This window comes from Microbacterium esteraromaticum (assembly GCF_017303215.1).
GTDB lineage: Bacteria > Actinomycetota > Actinomycetes > Actinomycetales > Microbacteriaceae > Microbacterium > Microbacterium esteraromaticum_C.
On record NZ_JAEMWU010000003.1, the window covers coordinates 103,696 to 119,145 of the forward strand.

A 15,450-nucleotide genomic window follows, 5' to 3' on the forward strand; every position below is an offset into this window, starting at 1 on the left:
CGCCGGTCACGCAGCCGGTGCGTCCTGCAGCATCCTGCGGGTGATGAACTCGCGCGGCGCCCCGCTCAGCGGGTCGGTGAAGCGCAGCTCACGGGCCAGCAACTGCATCGGTTTCTCGAAGTCGTCGGGCGTCTCGGGTAGCAGCTCGGGGTAGAAACCGTCGTTCAGGATGCCGGCGCCGAGCGCCGACAGATGAACGCGTAGCTGGTGCATCTTGCCGCTGTGCGGACGCAGCCGCGTGTGCACGACGCGGTCGTCCGCATTGATCAGTTCGATCAGCGTCTCGGAGTTCGGCTCGCGTTCGGCATCCACCCGCACGCAGACGTTGCCCCGCAGCTTCTCGATGTGGTTGCGGTACACGATCGGCAACGGATGCCCGCCCAGGGCGGGGGATGCCGGATCCCAGCCTTCCGGCAGAGCGGAGACGGCTTCGTAGACCTTCTCGACCCGCCGGTTCTCGAACAGCAGCTGGTAGGCGCCGCGAGTCTCGGGGCGCACCGAGAACATCAGTAGCCCGGCCGTGGCCCGGTCGAGGCGGTGGATCGGGGTGAGCTCGGGAATCGCGAGCAGGTTGCGCAACCGTACGAGGGCGGAGTTCTGCAGGTACTTGCCGCCGGGGGTGGTGGGCAGGAAGTGCGGCTTGTCGGCAACGACCAGGTCGCCGTCCTGGTGCAGCACCTCGACCTCGAACGGGATCTCGCGCTCCACCGGCGGTTCGCGGTAGTACCAGACGAACTCGTGCGCGCCCAGCGGCGCCTCGCGGGTGAGCGCGGTGCCGTCGCGGGCGACGATCTCACCGCGGTCGAAGCGGGCCAGGAGACGTTCGGGGTCGAGATGGAAGAAGCGCTCGGCCATGTACGCGCCGATCGTCGGCCACGGCCCGTGCATCGGCAGATGCAGACGGGTCGCACCGACGCCGTCGCGCACCGGCAGGGGAGAAGCCATCGCCATCAGCGGGCGCTCACGTGTCGAAGCTCAGACTGAGTTTGCGCAGCAGGCCGGCGAGGCGTTCGCGCTCTGCGCGCGGCAGAGCGCTCAGCAGCTCGGCCTCGGCATCCACCAGGCGGGTGATCGCGGCATCCACACGCACCCTGCCGTCGTCGGTGAGCGTGACCAGCACGCTGCGGCCGTCGGCGGGGTCGGCCTGCCGTCGCACGAAGCGCCGACCGACCAAGCGGTCGATGCGGTTGGTCATGGTTCCGCTCGAGACCAGGGTCTGTTGCAGCAGCTGTTTCGGCGAGAGCTGGAAGGGAGAACCTGCGCGGCGCAGCGCCGAGAGCACATCCCACTCCCACGGTTCGATGTCGCTGCGGTGGAATACATCGCGACGTGCGCGATCGAGATGCCGCGAGAGCCGATCCACGCGCGAGAGCACTTCGAGCGGCGAGAAGTCCAGGTCGGGGCGCTGAGTGTTCCACGCACCGACGATGCGATCCACCTCATCCGCCTCATTCATCTGTCCATTATCGCGCGCTCCTCGGGCACGTCCGGACGTCGGACACAGGTGGAACGTGGCAGACTTGTCACGCGGCCCTGCTTGCGCGGACGGCCGTGGTCCGCCGTAGTGTAACGGCAGCACGACAGCCTTTGGAGCTGTGAGGTTCAGGTTCGAATCCTGGCGGCGGAGCATGACGCAGAACCCACTCGCCATCATCGTTCTCGCCGCAGGGCAGGGAACGCGCATGAAGTCCCGTCGGCCCAAGGTGCTGCACGAGATCGGCGGGCGGCCCCTGGTGGGTCACGTCCTGACCACCGCGCGTGCGCTCGGGGCCGAGCACATCGAGGTCGTCGTCCGTCACGAGCGCGACCAGGTCGTCGCCGCGATCGTCGAGCAGTACCCCGAGGCGATCGTCGTCGATCAGGACGACATTCCCGGTACGGGACGCGCCGTGCAGGTCGCTCTCGACGCGCTGCCCGCCGACTTCGACGGCGATGTGCTCGTGCTCTCGGGCGACGTGCCGCTGTTGCAGGCCGACACGCTCGAAGCCCTCGTCGCCGGCCACCGGGCGGCATCCGCCGCCGCCACGCTGCTGAGCGCGCACCTCGACGACCCCACCGGGTACGGTCGCATCATCCGCGGCGCGGACGGCATCGTCGAGCGGATCGTCGAGCAGAAGGACGCCAGCGCCGACGAGGCCGCAGTCACCGAGATCAACGCCGGCGTGTACGTGTTCCGTGCCCCGGCGCTGCGCACCTACCTGGCCCGCGTCGACCAGAACAACGCGCAGGGCGAGATGTACCTGACCGACGTGATCGGTCTGCTGCGCGGCGCCGCCGAGAAGGTCGCCGCCGAACTCGCCGATGACGTCACCTCGACGTTCGGCATCAACGACCGCGCCCAGCTCGCCGAGGCCGGCCGGGTGCTGAACCAGCGCATCGTGCGGCACTGGCAGCGCGAGGGCGTCACGATCGTCGACCCGGCGACCACCTGGATCGACGACGACGCCACGCTGGCCCCCGACGTGACGATCCTGCCGAACACCCAGATCCTGCGTGCGACGGTCATCGCCGCCGGCGCCACCATCGGTCCCGACACGACGCTGGTCGACTGCGAGGTGGGCGAGGATGCCGTTGTGCGCCGCAGCGACGCCAACCTTGCCGTGATCGGTGCGAACGCCACAGTCGGCCCCTACTCGTTCCTACGCCCCGGCACCGTGTTGGGTGCGAGCGGCAAGATCGGCGCCTACGTCGAGACCAAGAACGCCCAGATCGGCGAGGGAAGCAAGGTTCCGCACCTGTCGTACGTGGGCGATGCCACCATCGGCCGCGGCGTCAACCTGGGCGCGAGCACGATCACCGCCAACTACGACGACGTCAACAAGCACCGCACCGAGATCGGCGACGAGGTGCACACCGGATCTCACACGGTGCTCGTCGCGCCCATTAGGCTGGGAGCAGGTGCAAAGACCGGCGCCGGCGCCGTCGTCCGCAAGGACGTGCCCGCCGGTGCGCTGGCCATGAGCATCGCCCCCCAGCGCAACATCGTCGGGTGGGTCGAGAAGAACAGAGCAGGCACGGGTGCAGCCGATGCGGCGGCCCGCGAACGAGCGGCGGAGTAGGGCGACAGCCATGGGCCAGAAGAAGAAGCGCGTAGCACTGGATGTCCAGAACGGGGTCGCCCCCGGACTGATCGCGAAGACCAAGAAGCGGCTCGTCGTCGCCGGCGGTCGCTCGCACCCCGAACTGACGGCTGCCGTCGCCGCCGCACTCGGTCAGGAGGTCGCTCCGGTCGAGCACCGCACCTTCGCCTCGGGCGAGATCTACGCCCGCTTCGAGGTCTCGATCCGCGGCTGCGACCTGTTCATCGTGCAGTCGTTCGGCCAGCCGGTCAACGAGTGGCTGATGGAGACGCTGATCATGCTGGATGCCGCGAAGCGGGCATCCGCCAAGCGCGTCACCGTCGTCGCCCCGTACTACCCCTACTCGCGTCAGGACAAGAAGGGTCGCGGCCGCGAGCCGATCTCGGCGCGTCTGGTCGCCGACATGCTCAAGGTCGCGGGCGCGGACCGCGTCATGAGCGTCGACCTGCACGCCGCGCAGATCCAGGGCTTCTTCGACGGCCCGGTCGACCACCTCTTCGCCAAGCCCGTTCTGCTCGAGCACTTCGAGAGCACGCTGACGCCCGAGGACCGTGAGACGCTCACGATCGTGTCGCCCGACATGGGGCGCGTCCGCGTGGCCGACACGTGGTCGGACAGCCTCGGCGCACCGCTGGCGATCATCCACAAGCGTCGCGACCCGAAGGTCGCCAACCAGGTGTCGGTGCACGAGATCGTCGGCACCGTCGAGGGACGCACCTGCCTGCTCGTCGACGACATGATCGACACCGGCGGCACGATCGTCAAGGCCGCGCAGGCGCTGAAGGCGAACGGCGCTCGTCGGGTGATCGTCGCCGCCACTCACGCGGTGTTCAGCGATCCGGCATCCGAGCGTCTGCAGGACGACGCGATCGACGAGGTCGTCGTCACCGACACGATTCCGCTGACCGAGTCGCGCCAGTGGGACGGGCTCACGATCCTGCCGATCGCGCCGCTGCTGGCGGCGGCGATCAAGCAGGTCTTCGAGGACGGCTCGGTCACGAGCATGTTCGGCGGCGACGCCTGAGAAGGGCACATAGTCGGATGCCCGAGGCTGGGCGTATGAACGCACACCACGCCGCTCGTACCGGAACCGCGCTGCTCGGGGCGGCCGGGGTCCTGCTGCTGTCCGGCTGCGCCGGTGGAGGGGCCGCCGATGCCGGCGATCCCTCTCCGGTCTCGACCGATGCCACCGCACCGTACGCCGATGGCACCTACACCGCCGAGGGTGCTTATCAGACGCCCGAGACGGTCGAGAACATCTCGGTGACGCTCACCCTGAGCGACGACGTCGTGACCGATGTCGAGGTGGTCGGCGATCCGACCGCGCCCGAGAGCACGCGCTATCAGGGCCAGTTCATCGACGGCATCGCCGCCGAGGTGGTGGGCAAGAAACTCGACGAACTCGACGTCGACCGCGTTGCCGGTTCGTCGCTGACCAGCGGCGGTTTCAACCAGGCCCTCGTGCGGATCAAGGAAGAGGCCGTGATCTCCGCCGCCGACAACGGCGACGCAGACACGGAGACCGAGTAGGCGGATGCCATGACCTGGCGGTTCGACGCGATCGGCACACGCTGGGAGATCGAGACCGACCAGCCGCTCTCGTCACAGCTTCAGGGGCGGGTCACGGCGACGGTCGAGCGGTTCGACCGGGAGTGGTCGCGGTTCCGCGCCGACTCGGTGGTCTCATCGCTGCGTCGCGGTGGGACCGTTGATGCGCCACCGGACGCCGGCGTCATGCTCGACGGATTCCGTGAGCTCAGCCGCGTGACCGACGGTGCCGTCAATCCGTTGATCGGTCTGGGCCTGGAGGCACTCGGCTATGACGCGGCGATGTCGTTGCAGTCCGGTCGCCCAGAGAGCGCCCCGGCCGACTGGGAGAGCATCCTCACCTGGACGCCGACGACGCTCACGATGCACCGACCCGGTGTGATCGACGTGGGCGCGCTCGGCAAGGGACGCCTGGTCGACCTCGTCGCCGCAGAGCTGCGGGATCTGCCGGGACGCACGATCATCGACGCCTCGGGAGATCTGCTCGTGCGCGGCGGAGCAGCGCTCGTCGCGTTGGAGCACCCCTACGACCCCACCAGCGCGATCGGTGTGGTCGAGGTCGCAGGCCGGGCTCTGTGCGCGTCGGCGGTGAACCGGCGGGTGTGGGGCGATGGGCTGCACCATGTGCTGGATGCCCGCACCGGGATGCCCGTGCGCACCTGGGCCGCCACGTGGGCCATCGCCGACGACGCCATGCGGGCCGACGCCGTCGCGACCGCCCTGTTCTTCGATGGGGGCCCGGGCCTTGCCGGTGCATGGGGTGTGGACTGGGTGCGCATGACCACCGACGGCCGCGTCGAACGCTCAGCGGCCTTCGCCGGTGAGCTGTTCACGTAGCGAAACAGGGCGACCCGGCGAGCCCCGGGGGCAGAACATGCGCGAGAGTAGAGGTGTGATCACCTCTCTCACGGCGCTGCGGCAGCGGACCCTCGCGCTCCTCGGCGCCCTCTCGATGTACCGGCTCGTGCTCTTCGCCCTGCTCGCTCTGGGGGTCATCGCCCTCGGACTGTCGCTGGCGGGGCTCGTCGCCCCGTCGGCGCTCGAAATCCTGGCATCCTTCGCGGTACTGGTCGTCGCGATTTCGGCCGTCGACGCCGCGGCGCAGCGCTTGCTGCACCTGCCCTGGCGCATCGAGTCGTCGCTGGTGACGGCGCTGATCCTGCTGTTCGTGCTGCAACCGTCGCTCACGGTGCCGGGACTCGCCGGCAACGCTCTCGGCGGCGCACTCGCCGCGGCGTCGAAGTACGTCATCGCGTGGCGAGGCCGTCACATCCTGAACCCCGCGGCGTTCGGTGCCGCTGTGGTCACCATCGCCGGAATCGGTACGTTCTCGTCGTGGTGGGTGGGCACCCCCGCACTCGCGCTGCCGGTCGCCGTGCTCGGACTGATCGTGCTGTGGCGCACCGAGAAGGTGCGCGTCGTCCTCGTCTTCCTGCTCGTCGCGGTCGGCGTCGCCGTGGTACGGCAGGCAGCCCTCGCGCAGAACGCGGGGCTGTCGTTCGCACTGTCGGATGCCATCGGCTTTGCGCTGCTGCAGTCGCCGTACCTGTTCCTCGGTATCTTCATGCTGTCTGAGCCGCTCACGCTGCCCCCGCGCCGCTGGCAGCAGTTCAGTGTCGCCGTACTCGTCGGCATCCTGGCAGGGTGGCCGATCGCGATCGGCGGGCTGTTCACACTCGGGCAGGAGCGCGCCCTGCTGATCGGCAACCTGCTCGCTTTCGCCTTCGCCGTGCGCACATCCGTGCGGCTCGTCCTCACCCGGCGCGAGTTCATCACGCCGACCGCACAGGAACTCACGTTCCGCGCGAAGGGGCGCCTGTCGTTCATCGCCGGACAGTACGTCGAGCTCGAGGTGCCGCACCGCAATCCGGATGCCCGCGGCACCCGGCGCGAGTTCAGCATCGTCTCGGCTCCCGCCGACCTGCCGACTCTGCGCATCGCCTACAAGGACGGCGATCAGAAGCATCCGTCCAGCTACAAGCGCGCGCTGAAGGCCGCCGAACCGGGCGCGGTGCTGGGTGTCACGGGCACCTGGGGCGACTTCGTGCTGCCCCGGGGTGGCGCACCCGTGCTGATGGTCGCGGCAGGTATCGGTGTGACGCCGTTCGTTTCACAGCTACGGCAATTGCAGGCGACCGGCGTTGAACGCGACATCGTGCTGGTGTACGTCGCCTCCTCGGCCGCCGAGCTCGCCTTCCGCGCGGAGCTGGAGGCGACCGGGGTGCCGACGATCGTCTTCACGCGCGACGCGCCGGCCGACCTGCCCGCGCACTGGTCCTGGCCGCGCGGCGTACGCCTCGACGCCGAGGGTCTCGAGCGCGTGGTTCCCGACCTCGCCGCACGGCACGCGTTCATCTCGGGCCCGCCCCGTTTGATCGCCGACCTGGCGCCGGCGCTGCACAAGGCGCACGGACTGACGACCGACGCCTTCGCGGGTTACTGAGCCGGCGTCTCCGACGAAGCGGTGCGTGCCGCAGGCAGGTGCACGGTGAACGACGTATCGCCCGGCTCACTGGTGACGGTGATCGACCCGCCGTGTCCCTCGACGATCGCCTTCGCGATGGCGAGGCCCAGGCCGGTGCCGCCGCTCTGGCGTGCGCGCGACACGTCGCCGCGAGCGAAGCGGGCGAACAGCTCGTCGCGCACCTGGGGATCGATACCCGGGCCGTCATCGTGCACGCGCAGCTCGGCGCCGCCGTCGACCGCCGCCACGCTCAGCGTGATCGTGGTGCCGGGTGGCGTGTGCGTCCGGGCGTTCGCAAGCAGGTTCCCGACCACCTGATGCAGTCGCCCGGTGTCACCCGGCACGAGCACCGGCTCTTCGGGGGCCTCCAGCTTCCACACGTGCTCAGGACCGGTGGGCTGCGCATCGGCAACCGCCTCGACGGCCAGTTGCGACAGATCCACGGTGCCGTGCACGAGTTCGGTGCCCTCATCGAGGCGCGCCAGCAGCAGCAGGTCTTCGACCAGACGGGTCATCCGCAGAGACTGCGCCTGGATGCGCTCCAGCGCCGAGGTCGTGTGCTGCAGGGCATCCGGTCCGTCCCCCTGGCTCAGGGCGCGCAGCGAGAGCTCCGAGTACCCGCGGATCGACGCCAGCGGCGTGCGCAGCTCATGGCTGGCATCCGCGACGAAACGTCGCATCCGATCCTCGTTGCGCTGCCGCGCGGCGAGCGACTCATCCACGTGATCGAGCAACGTGTTCAGGGCGACGCCCACCCGTCCCACCTCGGTGCGCGCGTCGGCCTCGTACTCGGGCACGCGCTCGGTGATCGTCACCTCACCACGGTCCAGCGGCTGACTTGCGACGCGCGTCGCCGTGGCGGCGACGGCGCGCAGCGGACGCAAGCCCATACTGATCGTCAGTGCGGTGGTGATCGCGAGCAGTATGAGGCCGCCGAGCGTCGCCAGCGCGATGGTCGTGAACAGCGAGGTCATGGTGTGCTGGACGTCTGCCCGCGGGAGCCCCGTGATCACCAGCACGCCGTTGTCGGTCTGATCGACCGTCACGCGGTACGACCCGAAGTCCGGCAGGGTCACCGTCGCGTTGCGCGAGTGCTGCAGAGCCGAGGTCAACGTCAGCAGATCCGCCCCGGAGAGCACCGTGCGGTCGTCGGGGGTGACGATGATGCCTGAGGGGGCCGTGCTCGGGGGCGCGACCATCAGCAACAGGCTGTTGGCGGGGACGCGCTGTCCCTCCATTGCATACTCGGCGGTGAGCGGTTCGCCGAGGATCGATGCGGTCTGGGCGCGGCTGGTCACCAGCGGTACGGTCTCGGCGGCAGCACCGTTGACCTGCTCTTGCAGCCGGATCTCGAGCGTGTTGCCGAGCGTGGCACTGGTGATGATCGCGACGATCACCAGGATGAGACTGACGAACCCGATCACCGCGGCCATCAGCCGGGCCTGCAGGCTCAGCGGAGCGGCGAGCATGGCGATGTCCTACTGGGGCGCTTTGATCATGTAGCCGACGCCGCGCACCGTGTGCAGCAGGGGAGTGCGCCCGGCATCGATCTTCTTGCGCAGATACGAGATGTACAGCTCGACCACCGATGACTTGCCGCCGAAGTCGTAGCTCCATACGCGGTCGAGGATCTGCGCCTTCGACAGCACTCGGCGTTCGTTGCGCATCAGAAAGCGCAGCAGCTCGAACTCGGTTGCGGTCAGCTCGATCTCGTCGTCACCGCGCATGACCTCATGGCTGTCCTCGTTCAGAGACAGGTCTGCGACCCGCAGGATGGCCTGTTCGTCCTCGGCCTGCCCCTGCCCAGAGCGCCGGATCACGGCGCGCAGACGGGCGATCACCTCTTCGAGGCTGAAGGGCTTCGTGACGTAGTCGTCGCCGCCGGCCGTGAGTCCCGCGATGCGGTCGGCCACGGCGTCCTTCGCCGTGAGGAACACCACGGGTACGAGGTTGCCCGACTCGCGCAGCCGGCGCAGCACGCTCATGCCGTCGAGGTCGGGCATCATGACATCCAGCACCAGGGCATCCGGTTCGAACTCCTGCGCGACCTGCAGCGCTTCGAGGCCCGAGCCCGCGGTGCGGACCTCCCAGCCCTCCATGCGCAGGGCCATCGCGAGCAGATCGGTGAGCATGGCCTCGTCGTCGACGGCGAGGATGCGCAGCGGCGATCCGTCAGGGCGGCGGAGTTCGGGGTGCTCGGTGCTCATGCGCCTATTCTGCGACCTGGATCATCGAATATCCATAGGTTCCGCTGTGTGCCGCCTGTGAGTCGGCCGTGGCGACGCGGGCACGGTTTCGGATGTCCGTGCCGAGGTCTATCGTCAAGCGTCATGACCCAGCAATCCGTGTTCACCCCGACCGACGTCGCCGGCGTCGTCAACGCCGTGCAGCATGCGCGGCACCACGATCTTCCCGTCTCCGTCGTCGCCGGTGGGCATGGGCCGTGGGCACTGGTAGAGCAACCGGGTGTGCGGATCGAGCTCGCGTCGCTCTCCGGTGTCTCCGTCGACGGCACGACGGTGAGCATCGGGGGAGGAGCGACGTGGGGCGAGGTGGCCGCGAGGCTCGCCGAAGACGGACTGGCCATCAGCTCGGGTGACACGACGACCGTGGGGGTCGGCGGCCTCACGCTCGGCGGCGGCATCGGCTGGATGACCCGGTGCTGGGGCTTGGCGGTCGACCAGCTGGTCGGTGCGCAGGTCGTCACGGCTGACGGGACGGTGATCGAGACCTCGCCACAGGCACATCCCGAGTTGTTCTGGGCGCTGCGCGGCGGCGGTGGCAACTTCGGGGTCGTGACGCGTTTCGACTTCGCCGCGCACCGTTTGCCGACAGTCGTCCGTGCGCAGTACGCCGGGGCGACGGATGCCGGTGCGGTGCTTCGGGCGGCGCGTGACGCGATGATCGACGCGCCGCATGCGCTGACCACGACGTACCTCGATGTTCCGCCGATGGATCCCAGCGCGCCACCCGGTGCCGCGCTGGTGGCCGTCTGGGCAGGGGACGATGAGGCCGCCCTGCGCGAAGCACTTGCCGGCGTCGAAGCCGTCGACGGAATCACCGTAGAAGTCGCGACCTGCGCCTATCGCGACGTGCTGGATGAGCCGCCCGGGTTCGCCGACCCCGAGCAGGCGCCGCCGGCCTTCATCGGAGGCAACGGGCTGTTCGCCTCGCTGGATGACGATCTCATCGACGAGTTGGTCGCGCTGCGTGCGACGTATCCGACATCCGTGGTCCTGATGCGCTCGCTGGGCGGGGCGTATGGAGCCGTTCCGCAACACAGCACTCCCTTCCCGGCCCGGGACGCCACCTGGTTCATCATGGCCGGTGGTTTCGACGTGCCCGGCGTCGTCGACGATGCCGAGCGGACCTCGCTCGTGGCCGATACTGCGCGCATTCAGGAACGACGCGTCGCGCAGTACAGCAACTTCACGCACGAGCCATCGCCCGAGGCCGTTCCGGAGATGTTCACTCCCGATGCGTACGCACGTCTGCGCGCTTCGAAGGCGCAATGGGATCCGCGCAACATGTTCCGCAGCAACCACAACATCGTTGTCTGAGTGAGCGAGACCTCGTCAGAGCACGAAGAGGGGCGAACGCGCGATGCGTTCGCCCCTCTTCACACTTGGTGTCAGTGGGTGTCTTCGGCTTCGATTTCGGTGCGGTCACCAGACCACTGGGTGTGGAAGGTGCCGGGCTTGTCGGTGCGGCGGTAGGTGTGCGCGCCGAAGAAGTCGCGCTGTCCCTGTACGAGGGCGGCGGGGAGGCGGTCGGCGCGGATGCCGTCGTAGTACGACAGCGACGACGAGAACGCGGGGGCGGGGATGCCGGCGGTCGCGGCGGCGATGACGACGCGCCGCCACGCGTCCTGCCCGCGGGTGAGGGCGTCGGCGAAGTACGGCGCGGCCATCAGGACGGGCAGGTCGGGGGTGTCGGTGTAGGCGTCGGCGATGCGGTTGAGGAACTGGGCGCGGATGATGCACCCGCCGCGCCAGATCTTCGCGATCGCACCGAGGTCGATGTTCCAGTCGTACTCGGCCGCCCCGGCGCGGATTTCATCGAACCCCTGGCTGTAGGCGACGATCTTGGACGCGTAGAGGGCCTGGCGGACGTCTTCGATGAACGCCTCGACCTGATCTGCCGGGACGGTGAATGCCTCGTCGGGGCCGGGCAGGTGGGCGGCGGCGGCACGCTGCTCGGGGTGGCTGGACAGTGAGCGGGCGAAGGTGGCCTCGGCGATGCCCGAGACCGGAACGCCCAGGGCAAGAGCGGTCTGCACGGTCCACGCGCCGGTGCCCTTCGCGCCGGCCTGGTCGACGATCACATCGACCAGCGGCTGCCCGGTCGCGGCATCGACCTGACGCAGCACCTCGGCGGTGATCTCGATCAGGTACGACTCCAGCTCGCCGCGGTTCCACTCGGCGAAGATGTCGGCGATCTGCGCGGGGGTCTTGCCCGTGCCGCGGCGGATCAGGTCATACGCCTCGGCGATCAGCTGCATGTCGGCGTACTCGATGCCGTTGTGCACCATCTTCACGAAGTGCCCGGCACCGTCATGACCCACATGCGTCACACACGGCTCGCCCTCGGCGACCGCCGCGATCGACCGCAGGATCGGCCCGAGGGTCACCCACGACTCATCCGAGCCGCCCGGCATGATCGACGGGCCCGTCAGCGCGCCCTCCTCGCCGCCCGAGATCCCGGCACCGACGAAGTTGATCCCGGTCTCACGCACCGCACGTTCGCGGCGGATCGTGTCGGGGAAGTAGGCGTTGCCGCCGTCGACGATGATGTCGCCGGGCTCGAAGACCCGCACCAGCTCATCGATGACCGCGTCGGTCGGCCCACCGGCCTTGACCATGATGATCGCCGTGCGCGGTCGCTGAAGCGACGCCGCGAACTCCTCATACGAGAACGCCGGAACGAAACCCGCCTCGGGGTGCGCGGCCACCAGCTCATCGGTCTTCGACCGCGAACGGTTCAGCACCGCCACCGTGTTGCCCTCGCGAGACGCCAGATTCCGGGCCAGGTTCGACCCCATCACGGCCAAGCCGACGACTCCGATGTTGGCAGATGCTTCGGGCACAGTGAACTCCTCGAGGGCAACGGGTGGATCGATCTCAGCGTACTCGTGCGCACGCGGCCTACGGCGAATGTGACGGTGCCGGCCGGCCCCGTCGGGGGATCAGTCCTTGCGGTAGGCGTCGCGGCCCATGGCGAACAGGGCGACAGAGACGGCCACGACCGCACCGAGGGACATGGCGCCGATCAGCCAGAGGATCGCGTGAGACAGGAATGCGGCATCAAACATGGCTTCAGCATATCGGCGTTTCGGGTACGATGAAGGAGTTCCTCGGCGAGGGATGTGTCGCGCGTGCGCGCACATCCGTAATCGACGCGGTGATGTGAGCCCTGTGGTCAGATGAGCACGCTGGTTCCTCGTCCGTGTTCGAGACGTCGATCCACGACCACCGTGCGGCGCCAGTCGCGCGTCTTGAAGGAGAACCACTCATGTCTGATGACAACAAGGTCCACGTCGACCTCCGCACTAACTTCGGCAAGGGCTTCGCCCGCCGTCTGCGCGCCGAGGGCAAGATCCCCGCGGTCATCTACGGCCACGGCACCGACCCCGTGCACGTCGCGCTTCCCGGCCACCAGGTCTCGCTGATCATCCGCCGCGCCAACGCGCTGCTCGACCTCGACATCGAGGGCACCTCGCAGCTCGTGCTGGTCAAGGACGTTCAGAAGGACCCCGTGCGCCAGATCATCGAGCACATCGACCTGCTGGTCGTCAACAAGGGCGAGAAGGTCACCGTCGAGGTTCCCGTCGTCGTGGCCGGTGAGTCGTTCTCGGGCACGATCGTGACTCAGGACGTCACGACCATCAAGCTCGAGGTCGAGGCCACGCACATCCCCGAGCACGTCGAGGTCAGCGTCGAGGGCCTGGAAGAGGGCGCTCACATCACCGCCGGCGACGTCACCCTGCCCAGGGGCGCCGCTCTGCTGGATGACGCCGACCTGCTGCTGGTCGCCGTGTCGGTGCCGGCCGCTGAGATTGCTGAAGAGAACGCGGCTGAGGCCGCTGAGGCTTCGGAGGCCGCCGCGGAGTGATCCGCCGCTGATGTCGACGAAGGGGGCGCGAGTCATCGCGTCCCCTTCGTCTATTCCCCTGACCTGACTTTCTGAGGAGCAGCACGTGGCATCCACCTGGCTGATCGTGGGACTGGGTAATCCCGGCCCGCGCTACGCGCCGACCCGTCACAACATCGGGCAGATGGTGCTCGACGAACTGGCCGATCGCCGGGGCGAGCGCTTCCGCGAGCACAAGGCGGGAGCGCGCGTCGTCGAGACCTGGCTGCGTCCAGGCGGCGACAAGCTCGTGCTGGCCAAGCCCAACTCCTACATGAACACGTCCGGTACTCCCGTGGCGGCGCTGGCCAGGTTCTACTCGGTCGACCCCGAGCGGGTGCTCGTGATCCACGACGAGCTGGACATCCCGTTCGACAGCATCCGCATGAAGATCGGAGGCGGTCACGGCGGGCACAACGGAGTGCGCGATGTCGCCCGTGCCCTGGGCACCGCCGATTTTCCCCGCGTGCGTGCCGGGATCGGCCGTCCGCCGGGGCGGCAGGACCCCGCAGACTGGGTGCTCGCACCGTTCGGCACCGTCGAGCAGAAGACGCTACCGATCTTCCTCTCCGACCTGGCGGATGCTGTCGAGCAGCTCGTGGACGAGGGACTGCTGGCCGCGCAGCAGAAGCACCACTCGCGCGGCTGACACCTTGCGGTGCGGCGGTACAGACCGCCGCACCGTTGCTTCAGAGGGTGCCGACAGCGGTGCCGATGCCGAACAGAATCGCGACGCCGACGAAGAAGAACACTGGGCCGACTGCCGCGATCACGATCGCCGCGATGCCCATCCCGCGCCCACGACGTGTGACGCCGGCGATGATGCCGAGCACGATGGCGGCGACGCCGACGACCGTGGCCGCCCAGAAGGTGATCTCGGCCCACAGCACGTGCATCCGCGCCGGCGAGAGCAACGCGAGATCGTCGGTGAACGTCGTGTCGACGTCCAGCGCGGTTGCGGGGACAACCGTGCCGATGACGAACGCGAGACTTGCCCCTATGATCGGTGCGACCACCGCGGCGAGGAACGCGGCGACCAGTGCGAGCGCCCCCAGTGTCTTGCTCGGTGCGGGCGGAGCGAACGGTGCCGGTGCAGAACCGGGGGGAGCGGTGTAGCCGCCCACCGGAACCGCATACGCACCGCTCGGCGGAGGCGGCGGGATCGACGGCAGATCAGGCGAAGTCAACGGAGATCCTCCAGACGGGTCTGCGGTGCGTCACACGCGACGCAGCAGCCCTACCTTGTCGTAGACGTCGGCGAGGGTGGCATCGGCGACAGCATCCGCCTTCGCCGCGTTCACGGCCAGGATGCGGTCGAGCTCAGCGGGATCGGCCAGCAGCTCGTTCGCACGTTCGCGCACCGGGCCGAACTCGTTCACGACCACCTCGGCGAGCCCCTTCTTGAAGTCGCCGTAGCCCCGGCCGGCATACTCGTCCTCGATGGACCCGACCTGGCGGCCGGTGAGAGCCGCGTAGATCGTGAGCAGGTTGGACACGCCGGGCTTGGCCTCGCGGTCGAATCGCACCGAGCCCTCGTTGTCGGTGACCGCGCGCATGATCTTCTTCGCCGACTTCGCCGGGTCATCCAGCAACCAGAGCACACCGGCATCGGTCTCGGCCGACTTCGACATCTTCGAGGTCGGGTTCTGCAGATCGTAGATACGCGCGGTGTCCTTCTGGATCACCGGAGTCGGTACCGTGAAGGTCGTGCCGAAGCGGCTGTTGAAGCGCTCGGCGAGATCGCGGGTCAGTTCCACATGCTGCTTCTGGTCGTCGCCGACCGGCACGAGCTCGCTCTGGTACAGCAGGATGTCGGCGGCCATCAGCACCGGATAGGTGAACAGACCCACCGACGTCGCGTCCGAGCCGTAGCGCTGCGACTTGTCTTTGAACTGTGTCATTCGGCCGGCTTCGCCGAAGCCGGTGATGGTGCTGAGGATCCAGGCCAGCTCGGCGTGCGCGCGCACGTGCGACTGCACGTACAGCGTCGACTTCGACGGCTCGATGCCCGCGGCGATGTACTGCGCCGCCGTGCGCCGAGTCTTCTCACGCAGCTCTTCGGGTTGCTGGGCCACCGTGATGGCATGCAGGTCGACCACTGAGAAGAACGCGTCGTACGAGGCCTGCATGTCACGCCACTGCAGGAGAGCCCCGATGTAGTTGCCGGCCTGGAGGGAGTCGGCGGAGGGCTGCATTCCGGAGTAAAGGCGTGGTTTGGTCACGAGGTCA

Annotated in this window: 16 protein-coding genes and 1 tRNA gene; 9 read left to right on the plus strand and 8 right to left on the minus strand. The window is 68.5% G+C overall.

What is annotated here, in order from left to right; all coding sequences use genetic code 11:
• Positions 1–6: 6 nt before the first annotated feature.
• Both JF543_RS13280 and JF543_RS13285 read right to left on the minus strand, forming a co-directional pair.
• Positions 7–945 carry a pseudouridine synthase gene (locus JF543_RS13280; RefSeq protein ID WP_206822149.1) on the minus strand — a complete coding sequence of 313 codons (939 nt, stop codon included), beginning with the start codon at positions 943–945 and terminating at the stop codon, positions 7–9.
• Between the two features lie 16 nt (positions 946–961).
• Positions 962–1,456 carry a MarR family winged helix-turn-helix transcriptional regulator gene (locus JF543_RS13285; RefSeq protein WP_179410323.1) on the minus strand — a complete coding sequence of 165 codons (495 nt, stop codon included), beginning with the start codon at positions 1,454–1,456 and terminating at the stop codon, positions 962–964.
• 99 nt (positions 1,457–1,555) lie between these two features.
• Between JF543_RS13285 and JF543_RS13290 the strand changes: the two genes are divergently transcribed.
• From JF543_RS13290 to JF543_RS13315, 6 genes are all read left to right on the plus strand, one after another.
• Positions 1,556–1,627: transfer RNA gene (locus JF543_RS13290), tRNA-Gln, on the plus strand.
• 1 nt (position 1,628) lies between these two features.
• Positions 1,629–3,059 (plus strand): bifunctional UDP-N-acetylglucosamine diphosphorylase/glucosamine-1-phosphate N-acetyltransferase GlmU, encoded by a 1,431-nt coding sequence (glmU, locus tag JF543_RS13295; RefSeq protein ID WP_179410324.1) that lies wholly within the window; start codon positions 1,629–1,631, stop codon positions 3,057–3,059.
• 10 nt (positions 3,060–3,069) lie between these two features.
• Entirely contained in the window at positions 3,070–4,104 is a 1,035-nt protein-coding gene (locus JF543_RS13300) for a ribose-phosphate diphosphokinase (protein WP_179410325.1), read from the plus strand.
• Positions 4,105–4,139: 35 nt separating this feature from the next.
• Positions 4,140–4,610, plus strand: a complete 471-nt coding sequence (locus JF543_RS13305; protein ID WP_179410326.1) for an FMN-binding protein — start codon at positions 4,140–4,142, stop codon at positions 4,608–4,610.
• 9 nt (positions 4,611–4,619) lie between these two features.
• Positions 4,620–5,465 (plus strand): FAD:protein FMN transferase, encoded by an 846-nt coding sequence (locus JF543_RS13310; protein ID WP_179410327.1) that lies wholly within the window; start codon positions 4,620–4,622, stop codon positions 5,463–5,465.
• Between the two features lie 55 nt (positions 5,466–5,520).
• Positions 5,521–7,071, plus strand: coding sequence for a flavodoxin reductase (locus JF543_RS13315; protein ID WP_206824757.1), 1,551 nt, complete (start codon positions 5,521–5,523; stop codon positions 7,069–7,071).
• Here JF543_RS13315 and JF543_RS13320 read toward each other — a convergent pair.
• Positions 7,065–8,561, minus strand: coding sequence for a sensor histidine kinase (locus tag JF543_RS13320; RefSeq protein WP_179410329.1), 1,497 nt, complete (start codon positions 8,559–8,561; stop codon positions 7,065–7,067). The two genes, JF543_RS13315 and JF543_RS13320, sit on opposite strands and share 7 nt — an antisense overlap.
• A 9-nt stretch (positions 8,562–8,570) precedes the next feature.
• The gene (locus JF543_RS13325) at positions 8,571–9,299 is read right to left on the minus strand and encodes a response regulator transcription factor (protein WP_179410330.1); all 729 of its coding nucleotides are present in this window, start codon (positions 9,297–9,299) and stop codon (positions 8,571–8,573) included.
• Positions 9,300–9,422: 123 nt separating this feature from the next.
• On the opposite strand from JF543_RS13325, the gene JF543_RS13330 reads away from it, so the two are divergent.
• On the plus strand, positions 9,423–10,652 hold the full coding sequence (locus tag JF543_RS13330; protein WP_206824758.1) for an FAD-binding oxidoreductase: 1,230 nt from the start codon (positions 9,423–9,425) through the stop codon (positions 10,650–10,652).
• Between the two features lie 71 nt (positions 10,653–10,723).
• Here JF543_RS13330 and gndA read toward each other — a convergent pair whose 3' ends face one another.
• Positions 10,724–12,178, minus strand: a complete 1,455-nt coding sequence (gene gndA, locus JF543_RS13335; protein ID WP_179410332.1) for an NADP-dependent phosphogluconate dehydrogenase — start codon at positions 12,176–12,178, stop codon at positions 10,724–10,726.
• Between the two features lie 99 nt (positions 12,179–12,277).
• Positions 12,278–12,403: a hypothetical protein gene (locus JF543_RS14560; RefSeq protein WP_274367323.1), complete on the minus strand. Its 126-nt coding sequence runs from the start codon at positions 12,401–12,403 to the stop codon at positions 12,278–12,280.
• Positions 12,404–12,603: 200 nt separating this feature from the next.
• Here JF543_RS14560 and JF543_RS13340 point away from each other — a divergent pair, with 200 nt between their 5' ends.
• Both JF543_RS13340 and pth read left to right on the plus strand, forming a co-directional pair.
• Complete coding sequence (locus JF543_RS13340; protein ID WP_206824759.1) at positions 12,604–13,203, plus strand: 50S ribosomal protein L25/general stress protein Ctc; 600 nt, start codon at positions 12,604–12,606, stop codon at positions 13,201–13,203.
• Positions 13,204–13,288: 85 nt separating this feature from the next.
• Positions 13,289–13,870, plus strand: a complete 582-nt coding sequence (gene pth / locus JF543_RS13345) for an aminoacyl-tRNA hydrolase (RefSeq protein ID WP_179410334.1) — start codon at positions 13,289–13,291, stop codon at positions 13,868–13,870.
• 40 nt (positions 13,871–13,910) lie between these two features.
• On the opposite strand, the gene JF543_RS13350 is transcribed toward pth, so the two are convergent.
• Both JF543_RS13350 and trpS read right to left on the minus strand, forming a co-directional pair.
• Positions 13,911–14,408 (minus strand): hypothetical protein, encoded by a 498-nt coding sequence (locus tag JF543_RS13350; protein WP_206551715.1) that lies wholly within the window; start codon positions 14,406–14,408, stop codon positions 13,911–13,913.
• Between the two features lie 30 nt (positions 14,409–14,438).
• Complete coding sequence (gene trpS, locus JF543_RS13355) at positions 14,439–15,443, minus strand: tryptophan--tRNA ligase (protein ID WP_179410336.1); 1,005 nt, start codon at positions 15,441–15,443, stop codon at positions 14,439–14,441.
• Positions 15,444–15,450 lie beyond the last annotated feature (7 nt).

Coding starts and splice junctions, on each gene's coding strand:
- JF543_RS13280 (WP_206822149.1), bottom strand. CDS start 945: ATGGCTTCTCCCCTGCCGGTGCGCGACGGCGTCGGTGCGACCCGTCTG.
- JF543_RS13285 (WP_179410323.1), bottom strand. CDS start 1,456: ATGAATGAGGCGGATGAGGTGGATCGCATCGTCGGTGCGTGGAACACT.
- glmU (WP_179410324.1), top strand. CDS start 1,629: ATGACGCAGAACCCACTCGCCATCATCGTTCTCGCCGCAGGGCAGGGA.
- JF543_RS13300 (WP_179410325.1), top strand. CDS start 3,070: ATGGGCCAGAAGAAGAAGCGCGTAGCACTGGATGTCCAGAACGGGGTC.
- JF543_RS13305 (WP_179410326.1), top strand. CDS start 4,140: ATGAACGCACACCACGCCGCTCGTACCGGAACCGCGCTGCTCGGGGCG.
- JF543_RS13310 (WP_179410327.1), top strand. CDS start 4,620: ATGACCTGGCGGTTCGACGCGATCGGCACACGCTGGGAGATCGAGACC.
- JF543_RS13320 (WP_179410329.1), bottom strand. CDS start 8,561: ATGCTCGCCGCTCCGCTGAGCCTGCAGGCCCGGCTGATGGCCGCGGTG.
- JF543_RS13325 (WP_179410330.1), bottom strand. CDS start 9,299: ATGAGCACCGAGCACCCCGAACTCCGCCGCCCTGACGGATCGCCGCTG.
- JF543_RS13330 (WP_206824758.1), top strand. CDS start 9,423: ATGACCCAGCAATCCGTGTTCACCCCGACCGACGTCGCCGGCGTCGTC.
- JF543_RS14560 (WP_274367323.1), bottom strand. CDS start 12,403: ATGTTTGATGCCGCATTCCTGTCTCACGCGATCCTCTGGCTGATCGGC.
- JF543_RS13340 (WP_206824759.1), top strand. CDS start 12,604: ATGTCTGATGACAACAAGGTCCACGTCGACCTCCGCACTAACTTCGGC.